The sequence below is a fragment of the Candidatus Krumholzibacteriia bacterium genome (assembly GCA_029865265.1).
Lineage (GTDB): Bacteria > Krumholzibacteriota > Krumholzibacteriia > WVZY01 > JAKEHA01 > JAKEHA01.
In genome coordinates, this window is sequence record JAOUHG010000015.1 from 15810 (window position 1) to 31288 (window position 15479).

The 15479-nt window shown below is 66.5% G+C and carries 11 protein-coding genes; 7 read left to right on the forward strand and 4 right to left on the reverse strand.

Features of this window, described 5'->3' with window-relative positions:
• The first annotated feature begins 228 nt into the window (after positions 1-228).
• The 4 genes from OEX18_08765 to OEX18_08780 all read left to right on the forward strand — a co-directional run bounded on the left by OEX18_08765 (position 229) and on the right by OEX18_08780 (position 4161).
• On the forward strand, positions 229-438 hold the full coding sequence (locus OEX18_08765) for a hypothetical protein (protein MDH4337347.1): 210 nt from the start codon (positions 229-231) through the stop codon (positions 436-438).
• A 113-nt stretch (positions 439-551) separates the two neighbouring features.
• Positions 552-1073 carry a peroxiredoxin family protein gene (locus OEX18_08770; GenBank protein MDH4337348.1) on the forward strand — a complete coding sequence of 174 codons (522 nt, stop codon included), beginning with the start codon at positions 552-554 and terminating at the stop codon, positions 1071-1073.
• 111 nt (positions 1074-1184) lie between these two features.
• The gene (locus OEX18_08775; GenBank protein ID MDH4337349.1) at positions 1185-3221 is read left to right on the forward strand and encodes a hypothetical protein; all 2037 of its coding nucleotides are present in this window, start codon (positions 1185-1187) and stop codon (positions 3219-3221) included.
• Between the two features lie 70 nt (positions 3222-3291).
• Positions 3292-4161, forward strand: coding sequence for a flap endonuclease (locus OEX18_08780; protein MDH4337350.1), 870 nt, complete (start codon positions 3292-3294; stop codon positions 4159-4161).
• A gap of 39 nt (positions 4162-4200) precedes the next feature.
• On the opposite strand, the gene OEX18_08785 is transcribed toward OEX18_08780, so the two are convergent.
• The 3 genes from OEX18_08785 to OEX18_08795 are packed head-to-tail and all read right to left on the reverse strand — an operon-like array spanning position 4201 to position 8170.
• Positions 4201-5184, reverse strand: coding sequence for a hypothetical protein (locus OEX18_08785; protein ID MDH4337351.1), 984 nt, complete (start codon positions 5182-5184; stop codon positions 4201-4203).
• Between the two features lie 2 nt (positions 5185-5186).
• Complete coding sequence (locus OEX18_08790) at positions 5187-6404, reverse strand: glycosyltransferase family 4 protein (GenBank protein ID MDH4337352.1); 1218 nt, start codon at positions 6402-6404, stop codon at positions 5187-5189.
• Complete coding sequence (locus OEX18_08795; protein MDH4337353.1) at positions 6401-8170, reverse strand: asparagine synthase-related protein; 1770 nt, start codon at positions 8168-8170, stop codon at positions 6401-6403. The genes OEX18_08790 and OEX18_08795 overlap by 4 nt, the downstream gene beginning before the upstream one ends.
• A 180-nt stretch (positions 8171-8350) precedes the next feature.
• Between OEX18_08795 and OEX18_08800 the strand changes: the two genes are divergently transcribed.
• Genes OEX18_08800 through OEX18_08810 form a run of 3 tightly spaced genes read left to right on the forward strand, consistent with a single transcriptional unit; the run spans position 8351 to position 14583 of the window.
• Complete coding sequence (locus OEX18_08800) at positions 8351-9637, forward strand: Glu/Leu/Phe/Val dehydrogenase (GenBank protein ID MDH4337354.1); 1287 nt, start codon at positions 8351-8353, stop codon at positions 9635-9637.
• A gap of 12 nt (positions 9638-9649) precedes the next feature.
• Complete coding sequence (locus OEX18_08805) at positions 9650-11383, forward strand: PEP/pyruvate-binding domain-containing protein (protein ID MDH4337355.1); 1734 nt, start codon at positions 9650-9652, stop codon at positions 11381-11383.
• 26 nt (positions 11384-11409) lie between these two features.
• On the forward strand, positions 11410-14583 hold the full coding sequence (locus tag OEX18_08810; protein ID MDH4337356.1) for a nucleotidyltransferase domain-containing protein: 3174 nt from the start codon (positions 11410-11412) through the stop codon (positions 14581-14583).
• 10 nt (positions 14584-14593) lie between these two features.
• Here OEX18_08810 and OEX18_08815 read toward each other — a convergent pair whose 3' ends face one another.
• On the reverse strand, positions 14594-15460 hold the full coding sequence (locus tag OEX18_08815) for a metallophosphoesterase (GenBank protein ID MDH4337357.1): 867 nt from the start codon (positions 15458-15460) through the stop codon (positions 14594-14596).
• Positions 15461-15479 lie beyond the last annotated feature (19 nt).

Below are 15479 nucleotides of genomic sequence, written 5' to 3' on the forward strand. Positions count from 1 at the left end.
GGTGGGCGCGTCCGGCCTCGATGTGGTAAACTGAACACCAGTCAATCCGCTCCAGCGTCAGCGCCCCGCCGCCCGGCACGGGCCCCGGGGGCACGCCCGGAGGGTAAACGGATGTTGCATCGGCCGGCCCGGCCCGTGGTAGTATTGCCCCGTTCGAACCGGCGTTCACTCCCGGGGGAGACGCCGATGGCGAGGGCTGCTCACATCCCATCACACAGGAGGGAGACCATGAGGAAGCGTGCTGTGTTGTTGCTGTTGCCCGTCATCTTTGTTGCGGGGGCGATCATCGGGCTGAAGGCCCCGGGCGCAGAGGCGGGCCCCTGCTACTACACGTGCATCTGCAGTGTGCCGTACAAGTGCTGTGTCACACCGTTCGGCACGTCGTGCAAGAAGGATACCTCGGGCATCTGGAACTGCCCGCAGGTCATGGACTGCTAGCGCTGTCAACGTTCCACCGGAAGGGCGGGGCGCGCGGCGCTCCGCCCTTTCGATTCTGATTCGCTGCACAGATGAATCCAAGGTCGAAGCAGTTCCTGCAATGGACTTCATTCATGGTCCTGGCACTGGTGGTGGGATACGCGGGCATTCGCGCGGGCGGTGCGCTGCGCGCCCGCAATGCGCCGCCGCTCGCCGAGGCGCCCGACTTTCCCTTCATGCCCGGTGATGTATTCCCCGACGTACTGCTGGCGGATTCGCTCGGAGCCGGGGTGGGGAGCATCGAGCTGGTTTCCGGCAGGGGCGGTGCCGTGGTGCTGTTCCTCGATCCCACTTGTGAAGGATGCGCGGAGATGGCGACCCGCTGGGAGCGCGCGGTTTACGACGGCGTGATCGAACCCGGACGCGTCTTCGGCATCACCGCGGAAACGGCCGCGGAGAACGCCCGCTACCGCGCGGGGCACGGGTTGAGCTATCCCATCTATCAGGATGTCGAGGCAGCGTTTCTCGTCAGGTACGGTGTCGACACGTACCCCATGGAGATCGTGGTAAACCGCATGGGGACCGTGCAGGCCGTCAGTACCGATTCCAGGACCCCCATCGACGGCGGGTCTATACGCGCCCTGATCGACAACTAACTTCCATTGACGCGGAAAATGGTGCTGATTCGCTGATCTCTCTTGCCGGCGGATTCTGCGTTACAGGGTGGACGGTCTCAGGAGGACCGCCCCAAACCCGGAGGCAGAATCATGAAGTCATTCAATCACAATATTTTACGGTTGCTGGCGGCGGGCCTGCTGGTCACGCTGGCCGCCTGCAGCGAGCAGAGCACCGCGCCCGAGGAGCCCAAGGATACGGGGTACACCTCGCGCACCCTGACGCGCGACGACCTGACCCCGCAGGGGACCGTCATCGAGACCGACGACGGCTACCAGGTGCAGGGTTCGCTGGACGTGAAGACCGATGACGGCGGGGTCTCGTTCGTCAACGCGGACCTCGACGTGTCATTCGACGAGAAGGGTCGCGTGCGCAACATCACCGGCACCACCGAAATCCCGTCGCCGCACGAGCGCATCGAGTTCGCCAACCCGGTGCAGGCGGACGTTGGTTTCTTCTCCGGCAAGTTCCTCAACGAGAACCGTGACTTCGGCATTCTGCTGAAGGAAGACACCGACTACTTCGTGTTCAACTTCGCCGTCACGCTGGAGATGAGCATCGCGACCGGTGAGACCGGCGACGGGGCCACCAGGCCCGTCAAGGTGAGGGCACCGCTGGGCGGGCAGCTCCTCATGATCATGGACTTCAACGACCCCATGTACTACGTCTACGGCGCGCAGGATCTGATCGGCAACGCCGGTACGGGCTGGTCGCTGCACGGCCGCATCCCCTTTGCGCCCTGGCACCCCGTGGAGGGCATGGGAAACTTCGACGGCAAGAACACGCGCGTGGGTTCGTTCCCGATCCTCAAGGTGATCCAGGTGAGCGGCCAGATGGTGGACAACAACTACACCGAGGTTCACCTCTCGCTCGAGGATCCCTTCACCTCCGACCTGCGCATGGGCTACCAGTGCGGCTACAACGGCGCGATGGCGCTGGACCTGTTCCTGAAGGACATCGTGGGTGTTGAGATTCCCATCGCGGAGGGCAGCGGCGGTATGTGGCGCGAGGCGAGCGTGCAGGACATCTTCCAGGGCCACGCCTACGTGAACGGACTCACCGCCGACCTCGACTGGTGGCCCGCGTTCATCCCCGCCAAACCGGTGGCAGCGCTCGAGACCAGCGGATTCGTGAAAAGCGACCTCGACTTCGACATCTCGGTCGCGGGTGAGTTCGGCTGGAACCTGCCGGCGGGCAAGGGCAAAACGCTGACCGGGCACTTCGGCTTTGCGCCCGAGGCGCTCACGCTGGGCGGCAGCGTGCGGGACGACGCCACCGTGTACAACATCGAGGGTCGGGTCACCAGGGACGAGACCACCGTGTGGACGGTGCCGCCGCAGTCGATCCTCGACGGCGTGAGCAACGGTGTGACCGACGAGCTGGATGATCGCATCGCGGAAGCGGAGCAGGCGTGGAACAACCTGCAGGACGCCACGAAGGATTATGAGTTCGAACTGAGCCTGCGCGGTCTGCGCAGCTCGCTGCCCGGCGTCGTGGACACGGCCAAGAAGGCGCTCTCCGATGGCATCGCCGCCGAGCTCAGGAAGCACGAGGGCGAGGACTACTACAGCCAGCTCAAAACCCATCTTTACGCGGCGGACAACACCTACTACGAGCAGCTCAACCGTCTCAAGGCGGCGGCTCAGCAGATCCAGGACAACGACGCCACGCGCAACGAGATCGAGGCGGCGCTGCGCTCGGCGGCTTCCAAGAAGATTTTCTCCACCACCTTCAAGTACAAGGTACTGGGCGTGACGGTGAAGACGGTCAATGTGAGCAGGCGCGTCATGTCCGATAGTCAGGCCAACCAGTTGATCACCGCCGCGGACAACGTCAAGTACATCAAGGAGACGTACGACCGCAAGGTGAGCATGCAGCAGATCTACGACACGGTCCCGGACAAGGAAATATTCGAACAGGTCAAGGACGACATCGAAAACGGCGTCATCATGATCGACGACCTGGGCGAGATCGGCTTCGTGTACGGGCACGACAGCAAGGTGTTCAACGTGTACGCCGTGGTCGGGGAGGACCGCTTCGACCTGGGAGCGGTGGACCTCTTCAGCGTGGTGGATATCACCGCCGCCGTCACCAGTGCCATCGTGGACGGGCTGGTGTCGGGCAACTGAACTCCTCAGGGCAGGAACGCCTCGCGACGGGCGGGTCGAATGATCCGGCCCGTTTTGCTATCCTCTGGCCATGAATGTCCACCTCGTCGACGGGACCTACGAACTCTTCCGGCACTACTACGCGCTGCCGTCGCGCCTCGACGCGGACGGCAACGAGGTGGGTGCGCTGGTGGGGGTGCTCAACTCCATCGCCGCCATGCTCCGCGACGGCGCCACCCACGTGGGCGTTGCCACCGACCACGTGGTGGAGTCGTTCCGTAACCAGATGTACGCGGGCTACAAGACCGGCGAGGGGATCGATCCCGCGCTGTGGCGGCAGTTTCATCCCCTGGAAGCGGCGCTGCGCGCGATGGGTGTGGTGGTGTGGGCAATGGTGGAAGAAGAGGCGGACGATGGCCTCGCCGCCGCGGCCGCGCGCGCGCAAACCGACCCGCGCGTGAAACGCATCTTCATCTGCACGCCGGACAAGGACCTCGCGCAGTGCGTGCGCGGAGACTTCGTGGTTCAGTTCGACCGGCGCCGGGGTGCGATTCGCAACGAGGACGGCGTGCGGGAGAAGTTCGGCGTGGGGCCGTTGTCGATACCGGACTACCTGGGGCTGGTGGGGGATGCGTCCGACGGCTTCCCGGGTGTGCCCCGCTGGGGTGCGAAGAGCGCGTCGGCGGTGCTGGCGCGCTACGAGCACCTCGAGGCGATTCCACACGACCCGGCGCAGTGGGAGGTGCCCATCCGGGGTGCGGTGGCGCTCGCCGCGTCACTGCGCGAACACGAAGCCGATGCACGCCTGTTCCGCGACATCGCCACGCTGCGCACGGACGCGCCGGTCTTCGAGTCGGTCGACGAACTGGAGTGGCGCGGCCCCACGGATTCCTTTGCCGCACTGTGTGGGAAACTTGGCGTGCCGGACCTGGCTGAAACAGTGTCGCGTCTGCGGGCGTGATCTTTACATTCACTCCCGCTGTGGGAGTAATCACTTCTTTCACAAGCGCGGTAGAACCACCGGCGCGATGGCCTGCTCCAGCACCGCGTGCCCCGCGGCGTTCTCGTGCGGGTCAACGACCGAGTTGTGGTAGCGCCGGTCATCGAAGAGGATCGGCGGCAGCGTGTGGGGGGTGATCCCGCGCGCGGCCAGGTGGTCGCTGTACGCGCGCAGCACGCCGCTCAATTCCACGCGCCTCTCGTCGCCGTAGAGAAACACCACCAGGTCGATCCCATTGGCTTCGCACAGATTGATGACGCCGTCCAGCGCCAGCCGCGCGTCGCGCCACTGCGGCGAGCCGGGTGGGTACCCCGCGGACTCGAGGCTCTGCTGGCGCGCGAACACGCGCGCGTACTGGATGGTTGCGCAGATGCGGGATCCCTGGTAGGCCCGCTTCCATGCGTCGCGCAGTACCCGTGCCAGCACGCGGTGCGGCGTGGCCGCGCCGAGCAAACTGTCGCGGGGGACGTCGGTATGGCCCACGTGGATGGGGTCCGCGTCGTTGTAGACCACGAGCAACAGCAGCACGTCCGGCGCAAATGCCAATCCGCGCGTACGCAGCCACTCGTACTCGGTCCGTGTGTTCCAGGAGGCGACGCCCGCGGCGATCACCTCGATGGACGTGTCGCGCGCCGCGAGGCGGCGCTGGATGCGTGCGGGGAAGATGGAATCCTGCGGCGCCCCCCAGCCGAACACGACGGAATCGCCCAGAATCATCAGTCGCTTCGTTCCTGCCGGCTTCTCGACGGATGCCGGGGCCCCGCGCAGCCCGTGCTGGTTGATCGTGATCTCCACCCCCTGGATGCGCGCGCGCTGGTCGGGCCGGTGCAAGTACCCCCACGGTGCGCCGAACTCGAGCAGGTCGTTGTACTCACGCAGGCCCGCAAAGTAGGCGATGCCGATGGGGTCGAAGAGACGCAGGAGAAGCTCCACGAACAGGATCGACGCCGCGAGCAACGAGATGTTCTGCAGGCGCGCGCGCATGCTCATCCGGTTTCGCCGTGGTGTTTCAGCAGTGCTTCAACGATGTCCGCCTCCATGGAGATGCGCTCGTCCCACCCGGTGAAGTGCCGGCGCGCGAAGCGGCGCGCCCCCTCGCCCATGGCGTTTCGCGTCATCTCGTCGTTGACCATCGCCGCCACGGCGCGCGCAAAGCCGGGAAGGTCGCCCTCCGCGACCAGCCGTCCGTTCTCACCGTCGCGCACCACCGCGCGGGTATCGCCCGCGTCGAAGGCAACCACCGGCACGCCGCACACCATCGCCTCGCACACGGGAATGCCGCGGTTGGAGCGCTCGTTGGTGGATACGAACACGGTGGCCAGCGACATCAGGTCCGGCACGTCGTCGTGCGCCACCGGGCCCAGGAAACGCACCGAGTCCGCCACCCCCAGGCGCGCGGCCAGCGCCTCGCAGGATGCGCGCAGGGGTCCGTCGCCGGCAATGACAAACACCACCGGCCGGCGCGCGGCTTCAACCATGGCGGGCATGGCGCGGATGAACAGGTCGGGCCGCTTCCACCCGGTGAGCCGCGAGAGCATGAGCACCACCGCGGTTCCGTCGGGGATCCGGTAGCGCGCGCGCGCGTCCGGGCCGGGCAGCCGCCCGCCCCACTCCAGGTTGACGCCGTTGGGCAGCGCGTGGATCTTCCCGGCTGGCACGCCGTTGCGCAGCGCCGCCTGCGCACCGCCGGTGCCGTCATCCAGAATGATCCACGCGTCCTGCGGCACCTTGAACGCCGCAATCTGTTCCGCGTTCTTGCGCAGGTACTTCGCGCGCGGCCAGTCCGTGCGGTCCAGTTCGACCACGCCGAACAGCTTGACGACCGACGGCACCCCCGCGTGGCGCGCGAGCATGCGGACCGCGGCGGCACCCAGGTGCGTCTGCCCCAGCACGAGCGAGGGCGGGAAGCGCCGCACGACGGCAAGACCGCGAACGACCACCCACGCGGTGAAGAGCAGCGGCCACAACGGCCGCTTGAGGAACGTGGGCCACGCCTCGGTGGCGAGGAAGAAGTCGGGGAACTCATGGACGACGTAGCCGTCCATGGTGACGTCCGCGCCGCGGTAGCGCGGCGAGAGGTAGTGCACCTCGTAGCCGCGCTGCGTGAAGCCGCGGATGAAGTAGTAGTCGTCGGCGAGACCGGCGCCGCCGCCCATCTCCCAGCGGCGTTTCCACGGCGTGACCACGAGAATGCGCCGCGTCATGGCTCCACACCGCCGTGAATGGCGCGCACCGCCAGCGCGGTGGTGAGGATCATGCACAGCGCGAACGGCGACGCCGGCACCTCGCCGGATACGATGCGACGAACCTCCGCCGCGCGCAACGGTTCCGGAACCCCGCCTTCGTCCACGAGGCGCCCGAGCATTGCGTGCCAGGGCCCGCCGGGTGCGCGGCGCGCGCCACGCGCCGCGCGCACGCGCCGGTGCAGAGCGGACGTGGCCGGGTTGTTGCGCAGCGCGTCGCGCAGCGCATACTCGAGCGCGAAGCGCAGCGAGGCCGGCGCGGCGTGCCCGCCCGCCAGGGGGAGCGCGGCCATGTCCGGGGCCAGCTCGCGCAGGAAGGCGCGGTACAGGCGCCGCTCGCGCTTCATGCGGCCCGGGATGGCGCGGGCCAGGGAAACGAAGTCCCCGCCGAAGAAGGGTGAAACCGGCCACACTGCGCAGCGGTGGCGGTCCTCACCCTCGTCGTGGAAGCGCACCACTCGCTGCGAGAGCAGGAAGTGCACGTAGGCATCTTCCGGCTCGATATCATCCGCAAGCGTGGCGCGAATGCTCTCCACCATTTCGTCCACGGAAACACCCGCCAGAGCCGTCACCCGTTCCGGCGGCATCACCGCGTTCTTCTCGATGATGAACCGCACCAATTGCTCCGGCTTCGGTGAGCGGGCAATGGCGCGGTGCTCGCACAGCAGCTTGTCCGCGCCCTCGCCGGTCCAGAATGCCACCGGGCCGGGGAAGTCGCGCTTCACCCGCCGCACATAGTCGATTCCGAACGCCACGTCCGCCGGATTCAAGCCGAGTTTCATGCGCACGATGCCGTCGATGTTCGCGCGGCTGGCAAAATCACACTCGTAGGACCGCCACTCGGCGCCGAGTGTGCGTGCCACCGTGGCGGCGACGTCGCGCTCATCGGCGTGGTTCGAACCGGGTGCGGCAAAGGTCACCGCGGCAAAGGATGGCAACACCGCGCGCATGCCCGCACCGGTGGTGCGCGAATCGATACCGCCGCTGAGCGAGAGGACGTGACTGCCTGCGTCGATCATGCCGCGGTCACGGCAGGAAGCCACGAAGGCGTCGCGCAGCTCGCGCGCCAGTGCGTGTTTGTCGCGCGGAAGATTCTCTCGAACCGAACGCCGGAAGGGCGATCCCGGGGAGGGAAAGAGCCGCCAGCCGTCGCGCGACGCCACCAGCACCTCGCGCGGAAGCAGGCGCGATACGCCGGCCGCGAGTGTTCGCGCCCCCAGCGGATATCCGAAGAGCAGCAGCTGCGCGAATGCGGTGGTGTCGATACCGCGCTCGCCGGTCTGCCTGAGCACGAAGGCCTGGTCGCGGGACATGAACATGCCCCGCGGTGTCGCTCCATAATAGAGGGGAAGCCGGCCGAAGCGGTCCGCGGCCAGCGCCACGCGCCGCGCGCCGGTGTCGTACCACAGGAGCGCAAAGTCACCGTCCACCGACTCCACCGCCGCGCGCAGTTCGCGCGCCAGCGCCTCATCGTCGTGGGCCCTGGTGCAGAGATCCTCGATGCGCTTGAGCAGGGCCGCGCGCTGTCCGCCGTAGACCTGCCCCTCCAGGCACAGCAGCCCGCACGGCCCCCGGATCGCCTCGAACGGGTACCCGGCCGGGTGCCCGGCATCCGCCGCGAGGTGCTCGTCGCTGTGCACCGGTGACCGGCCGGGTGGATGGGGCTGGAAGCGCCACGCAACGCGGAGGCCGGGGGAGGTGATTCCGCGCTCTGGGGTCTGGGTCATGGGCGTACTGCGTTGAAGGTTCGAGGGTTCCGCCGCGCCATTGTACGGGCCGCTTTGCCGCAGCGTCAAACGCGCGTGCCCTGAAAATAGTGGACAGTCTGGTGTTTATTTGGCGATACTATTCACAAGCGTCGGCCGGCGCCCAGTAAAGCCGCACATCCTCGAGAAGGCAGACCAACCGTGGCATACAAACCATACAACTCATTTGAAGTAGCCCAGTCTCAATTCGACACCATCGCCGAGACCATCGGTCTGGACGACGGAACCCGGCAGTTGCTCCGCAACCCCCTGCGCGAGTTTTCCTTTGCCATCCCGGTGCGCATGGACGACGGCACCGTGAAGGTCTTCCGCGGCTTCCGCGTGCAGCACAACGACGCGCGTGGCCCGTGCAAGGGCGGCATTCGTTTCCACCCGCTCGAGACGCTGGACACCGTGCGCGCACTCGCCATGTGGATGACGTGGAAGTGCGCCATCGCCGACATCCCCCTGGGCGGTGCCAAAGGCGGCGTGGTGTGCGACCCGCACAACCTGAGCATGATGGAGCAGGAACGCGTGTGCCGCGGGTGGGTGCGCCAGCTCGCGCAGAACCTCGGCCCCGCCATCGACATTCCCGCGCCGGACGTCATGACCAACGCCCAGCATATGCTGTGGATCCTGGACGAGTTCGAACACATCCACGGCCAGCGGCTGCCGGGGACCATCACCGGCAAGCCGGTCGGCATGGGCGGCTCGCTGGGCCGCTCGGAGGCGACGGGCTACGGCGTCATCTTCACGCTGCGCGAGGCGCTCAAGCAGCTGGACATCAATATCAAGAACACCACCGCCAGCGTGCAGGGCTTCGGCAACGTGGGGCAGTTTGCCGTGCGGCTCTACCAGATGCTGGGCGGCACCGTGACCTGCGTGTCGTCGTGGGACCAGGCCGACCAGACCTCGTACGCGTTCCATCGCAAGGGCGGCGTGGACGTGGACGAACTGCTGGCCGTCACCGATCGCTACGGCGGGATCGACAAGGCGAAGGCGCGCGACCTCGGCTACGAGCTCATGCCCGGCGACAAGTGGATCGCGCAGGAGGTCGACATTCTGATCCCCGCCGCGCTGGAGAACCAGATTACGGGTGAGAACGTGCGCGAGATTTCGCGCTCCGTAAGATTCATCGCGGAGGGCGCCAACGGCCCCACCACGCCGGAAGCGGACGCGCACATCGACGAGAGGAAGATCTTCCTCATCCCGGATTTCCTGGCCAACGCCGGCGGGGTGGTGTGCAGCTACTTCGAGCAGGTGCAGAGCAACATGAACTACTACTGGCCCAAGGACGACGTGCTGGGCCGTCTCGATCTCAAGATGACCTCCGCCTTCGCCACCGTGAGCGAACTGGCGCAGAAGAAGGACGTGCCCATGCGCAGCGCCGCGTACATGATCGCGATCGACCGGGTTGCGAGGGCCTGCCGGGACCGAGGCTGGGTATAGAAAAGAGCGTGCATGACGAAGGACCGCGCGAGCGACATCCCCCGCTTCGGCAGAGCCTTCTTCACGTCGGGGGAGTCGTTCTCCCGGATCGGTGACGGGGAGCTGGGCGGCAAGGCGGAGGGGCTCGTTTCCATCCGGACGGAACTCGCCTCCGCCGGCCACGCCGCCGTCTCCGTCGACATTCCCACCTCCGCCGTTCTCGCCACCGACGTCTTCGATCATTTCATCGCGAGAAACGGCCTCGCCGAAGTCGCCTGCTCCGATGCGGCCGACGACCGCATCGCACTGGCCTTCCAGAAGGGAGACCTGCCGGTGGAGGTGGTCGGCGATCTGCGCGCACTCATCGAAGACGTGCATTCACCGCTCGCCATCCGCTCGTCCAGCCTCCTCGAGGACGCGATGTTTCGCCCCTTCGCCGGCGTCTACCAGACCAAGATGATTCCCAACAACCAGTCTGACCCCGACGAGCGCTTCCACCGCCTGGTGGAGGCAATCAAGTTCGTTTATGCGTCGGTCTACTCGAAGGGTGCGAAGGGCTACATTCGCGCCGCGGGCCGCACGGTGACCGACGAGAAGATGGCGGTGATCATCCAGGAGGTGGTGGGCGAACGGCACTTCGACCGCTACTACCCGCACCTGTCCGGGGTGGGGCGATCGTACAACTTCTATCCGACGGGTGGCGCCGCGCCGCGGGAAGGCGTCGTGAACCTGGCGCTCGGCCTGGGCAAGACCATCGTGGACGGCGGCATCTCGTGGCCGTATTCGCCCGCGCATCCTGCCGCGCCGCCGCCGTTTGCGTCGGTGTCCGACCAGATGAAGAACACGCAGCTCGAGTTCTGGGCCGTGAACATGGGAGATGTGCGCGAGTACGATCCCACCGCGGAGACGGAATACCTGATCAATGCAGATCTGCGGGCGGCGGCGCTGGACGACACGCTGCGTTTCGTCGCGTCCACCTACGACGCCGAGCGGGGGCGGCTGGTGGCGGGCATCGGCGTGGATGGACCCCGCGTTCTCAATTTCTCGCCGCTGCTCGAGATGGGAGAATTCGGACTCAGCGACGCAATTCGTTCTCTGCTCGCTCTGTGCGAGCAATCGGTGGGCGCGCCGGTGGAGATAGAGTTCGCCGCGACGTTTCCCGACAATCGCAACGATCGCGCGCGCCTGGCGCTGCTGCAGGTGCGGCCCATGGTGGTGTCCGACGAGACCGTTACCATCGATGATACGGAATTCGAAGCGCCCGACCTGCTGCTGGCGTCACCGCGGGTGATGGGGAACGGCAGCGAGAACACCATCTGCGACGTCGTCTATGTCAAACCCGAGCGCTTCGAGGCGCGCTCCACCCGGGTCATTGCCGCCGAACTGGAGCAACTGAACCGGACGCTCATGGACGACGAGCGGCGTTACCTCCTGATCGGCTTTGGACGCTGGGGCAGTGTTGACCCGTGGCTGGGGATTCCCGTGAACTGGGGCGATATCGCCAGCGCGAAGGTGATCGTGGAAGCCACCCTTCCGGACATGAACGTCGAGCCCAGCCAGGGGTCGCATTTCTTCCACAACATCACCAGCTTTGAGGTAAGCTATTTCACCGTGCACCATGAGAAAAAGCCCGGTATCGACTGGGACTGGTTGAACGCCCTGCCCGTGGTGACCGAGACGGAACACCTGCGACACGTCCGCTGCGACTCGCCGCTGCGCGTCAAGGTGGACGGAAGGAGCGGCCGCGGCGTCATCCGGCACGCCTGACCGCACACAGCGAGAACCGCACAACCATGCCCGATTCAGAAGAGAGAACCCGACAGATACTGGCCGCGCTGCAGGAGCGCGCCAAGGAACTGAACTGTCTCTACGCGGTGGACGAAATCCTCAGCATCCGGGGACTGTCCATGGCGGAGATGGCGCCGCGCATCATCGCCACCATTCCCCAGGGCTGGCAGTACTCGGCCATCTGCCAGGCGCGCCTGGAGGTGCGGGGCGCCGTCTTCCGGCCCGAGGGGTTCGTGGAGACCGAGTGGCGACAGCTGGCGGACATCGTGGTGGAGGGCGAGCGCGCCGGGCAGATTGCGGTCTTCTACACCGAAGCACGACCCGACGCGGACGAGGGTCCGTTCCTCAAGGAGGAACGCCGGCTGATCAACGCCATTGCGGAGCGCATCGCGTTCTTCCTGCTCCAGCAGAAGCTGCGCTCGACGCTGCAGAGCTGGAACGACGCGCGGGCAATATCCACCCAGGAGCACCCTGACTGGAAGGTGATCCTGAACTTCATCCGCAAGACGGACCCGCGGCTGCTGGAGCGCGTGACGCGCAAGATGATCAACCGCCTGTGCGAGTCCGGAACCCAGGAAGCCGACGCCCTCCTGCAGGAGTTCCTCATGGAGTCTCCGCCCGCCGAGGCGGTGGACGAGAACCGGCCCCAGGAACGGCGCGCGCTGGCCGCACTCACCAAGATCACCGAGAAAGCCTTCGATCTCGCGGCCGGATCGTGGCCCGAGGACGAACTGGTGCAGTGCCTCGAGTCGTGGATCGAAGAAGAGAAGGCGTCGTTCCTCTTCGACACCCTGGAGAACCCGCACAGCTCGCTGCAGGCCATCGCGGAGGCGATCCTGCGCTTCCAGAGCGCCAACGTGGACGAGAGCAAGCTGTCGCGCTCCGTGCAGGCGTCGTTGCGTGCGGCGCTGTTGCGGCGCGTGTTCTCGGACAACCCCTCCTTTGTCAGCGTTGCCAAGGATCACTTTGCGCTGTCGGATTTCTACGACATCTTTCCACGCGTCGTGCACTCGTCCGAGAGCCACGGCAAGCTGGGCGGCAAGAGCGCGGGGCTGTTCCTGGCCGCGCAGGTGGCGCGGCGCGCGCCGGAGGGTTCGGGTCTCTTTGAGAATCTCAAGGTGCCGCGCACGTGGCACGTGAGCTCGGACACCATCCTGGCGTTCATTCACTACAACAACCTCGAGGACATCTACGACCGCAAGTACCGCGAGATCGAGCGCGTGCGTGAGGAGTATCCCCGCGTGGTGCAGGTGATGAAGAACTCCCGCTTCCCGTCCGAGGTGTCCAAGGGGCTCGCGGCCGCGCTGGACGACTTCGGCGACAACCCCATCATTGTGCGCAGCTCGAGCCTGCTCGAGGACCGCGTGGGCAGCGCGTTCTCCGGCAAGTACAAGAGCCTCTTCCTCGCCAACCAGGGCTCCAAGACCGCACGCCTGGCAGCGCTGCAGGACGCCATCGCGGAGGTGTACGCGTCCATCTTCGGGCCGGACCCCATCAAGTACCGCGCGCAACGCGGGCTGTTGGACGTGCACGAGGAGATGGGGATCATGATCCAGGAGGTGGTGGGGCGGCGTGTGGGCAAGTACTACCTGCCCGCCTTCGCCGGTGTTGCGCTGAGCAACAACGAGTTCCGCTGGTCGGCGCGTATCCAGCGCGAGGACGGGCTGGTGCGCATGGTGCCGGGCCTGGGAACGCGCGCGGTCGACCGCCTGAGCGACGACTACCCGGTGCTGCTGGCGCCCGGCCAGCCGGGGTTGCGGGTCAACGTGACCGCGGACGAGGTGGTGCGCTACTCACCCAAGCGCATGGACGTAATCAACCTGGAGACCAACACCATCGAGTCGGTGGATGTGGAGGAACTGTTCCGCGCCGTCGGGGACGCGTACCCCATGGCGCGGCGCCTGGTGTCGCTGGTCGACCATGATCGCGTGCGCAAGCCGGTGGGAATGGAGCCCGACTGGGAGACGGACGCCTTCGTGGTGACGTTCCAGGGGCTGATCACGGAGACGCCGTTCGTGGCGCAGATCCAGGCGTTGCTCACCCTGCTGCGCGAGAAGCTCGGCACGCCGGTGGACATCGAGTTCGCGCACGACGGACACGACTTCTACCTCCTGCAGTGCCGCGCGCAGAGTTTCACCGAGAAGCACGCGCCCGCGCCCATTCCCCCGGATCTACCGCTCGACCGCGTGGTATTCACCGCCAACAGGTACATCTCCAACGGCTACGTCCCGAACATCACCCACATCGTCTTCGTGGACCCGGAGAAATACGTCGCCATCACCGAGCTGGCCACCCTCAAGCGCGTGGGGCGTGCCATCAGCAAGCTCAACGCCGTGCTCCCCAAACGCCAGTTCATCCTCATGGGCCCGGGACGGTGGGGTAGCCGCGGCGACATCCGCCTGGGCGTGGACGTCACCTACTCTGACATCAACAACACCGCGGTATTGATCGAGATAGCGCGCAAGACGGGCAAGTATCTGCCCGAGCTGTCATTCGGCACCCACTTCTTCCAGGACCTGGTGGAGGCGGACATCCGCTATCTCCCGCTCTATCCGGATGACGAGGGCATCATCTTCGACGAGAACTTCCTGCGGCGGGCCCGGAACACGCTGCCGAAGATCCTCCCCGAGTTCTCGGAACTGGAAGACGTGGTGCGCGTGATCGACGTGCCCGCCGAGACCGACGGAAGGGTGCTGCAGGTGCTGCTCAACGCGGATCTGGACGAGGCGGTCGGTGTCCTGGGCACACCGGCGCCGCCCAGGGACAGGGCGCGGCGCGACGATTACCTGGTGGCGGAGACCGGGGAGGATCACTGGCGCTGGCGCCTGCGCATGGCGGAACGCATTGCCGCCCATCTCGACCGCAAGCGCTTCCCGGTGCGGGCGATGTACGTGTTTGGCAGCGCCAAGAACGCCACCGCGGGACCGGCCAGCGACCTCGACCTCATCGTGCACTTCGACGGCGACGATCGCAAGCGCGAGGAACTGTCGCTGTGGCTGGACGGCTGGAGCAAATCGCTGGCCGAGATGAACTACATGCGCACCGGCTACCAGGTGGACGGCCTGCTCGACGTACACTTCGTCACCGACGAGGACATCAAGCAGCAGAGCAGCTTCGCCGCCAAGATCAACGCGGTCACCGACGCCGCCCGCGAGCTGGCGCTGCCACCCCTCTCCTGAACGTTGCCGGCTACAGCAGCAGGCGCTCCGCGTCCGCCGGTTTCTCCAGGTCGAACTGGACCAGGGCCAGCTCGGGGCCGTCGTGGGCGGCGCTGAAGAGGTGCGTCTCTCCGATACGGTCGCGCCAGCTTCCGGTCAGGCGCGCGGACTCGTGGATGTGGCCGTGCAGGGTGACGAGCGGCTGTTTCTCCTCGATGAAACGCCGCACCGCGATGCTACCCACGTGCACGTCCAGTGGCACGCCGTCGATTGCCCTGCCATCCAGCGCGGCGCGGTCCAGCCGGGTCTCGTGGGGCGGCGTGTGGAAGAGCCACACCGCGCGCTGCATGCTCCGGTTCTCCGCCAGCGAATTGATGTCCTCGCTGATGGTCGCGTAGCGGATCTTCTCCGGTGCCACCGCCACGGTGCGGAAACCCTCCTCGGGCGACAGGCACCCGTGGGGCGTGTAGCGCGACACGTCGTACACCTCCCAGTCCTTGAGACCGAAGGGCGTGGGCGGCACGCACGCGTAGCCGTACACGTCGTACCCGGCGAGTTCCACGCGGCGATCATGGATGTAGTGCCACAGGCCGCGCCCGGTGAGCGCGGCGCACGCCGGCTCCTCGGTGCGCGGGTCGTCGTTGCCCAGGACGACGAAGATGGGCGGATAGTCCGCCTGCATGTTCGTTCGCAGTGACTCGAGGCGGGGAGCCAGGACGGTCCCGATGAAGTCTGCGTCGTGGAACGCGTGGGGCAGGAGGTCGCCGCCGAGAAAGACGGCGGCGGGGCGCCGGGTATCGATTTCGCGGAGGAGTTTCTCGTAGCGATCGAGCCGCCCGTGGAGGTCGGATGCAAACAGGCAGCGTGTCACGTTGATCCCGCCATGGCTGGCACCCATGCTCCCACATAACCGCGCG

Excerpts from the sequence above, each read along its gene's own strand:
- OEX18_08765 (MDH4337347.1), top strand. The coding sequence starts at position 229 with ATGAGGAAGCGTGCTGTGTTGTTGCTGTTGCCCGTCATCTTTGTTGCG.
- OEX18_08770 (MDH4337348.1), top strand. The coding sequence starts at position 552 with ATGGTCCTGGCACTGGTGGTGGGATACGCGGGCATTCGCGCGGGCGGT.
- OEX18_08775 (MDH4337349.1), top strand. The coding sequence starts at position 1,185 with ATGAAGTCATTCAATCACAATATTTTACGGTTGCTGGCGGCGGGCCTG.
- OEX18_08780 (MDH4337350.1), top strand. The coding sequence starts at position 3,292 with ATGAATGTCCACCTCGTCGACGGGACCTACGAACTCTTCCGGCACTAC.
- OEX18_08785 (MDH4337351.1), bottom strand. The coding sequence starts at position 5,184 with ATGCGCGCGCGCCTGCAGAACATCTCGTTGCTCGCGGCGTCGATCCTG.
- OEX18_08790 (MDH4337352.1), bottom strand. The coding sequence starts at position 6,404 with ATGACGCGGCGCATTCTCGTGGTCACGCCGTGGAAACGCCGCTGGGAG.
- OEX18_08795 (MDH4337353.1), bottom strand. The coding sequence starts at position 8,170 with ATGACCCAGACCCCAGAGCGCGGAATCACCTCCCCCGGCCTCCGCGTT.
- OEX18_08805 (MDH4337355.1), top strand. The coding sequence starts at position 9,650 with ATGACGAAGGACCGCGCGAGCGACATCCCCCGCTTCGGCAGAGCCTTC.
- OEX18_08810 (MDH4337356.1), top strand. The coding sequence starts at position 11,410 with ATGCCCGATTCAGAAGAGAGAACCCGACAGATACTGGCCGCGCTGCAG.
- OEX18_08815 (MDH4337357.1), bottom strand. The coding sequence starts at position 15,460 with ATGGGTGCCAGCCATGGCGGGATCAACGTGACACGCTGCCTGTTTGCA.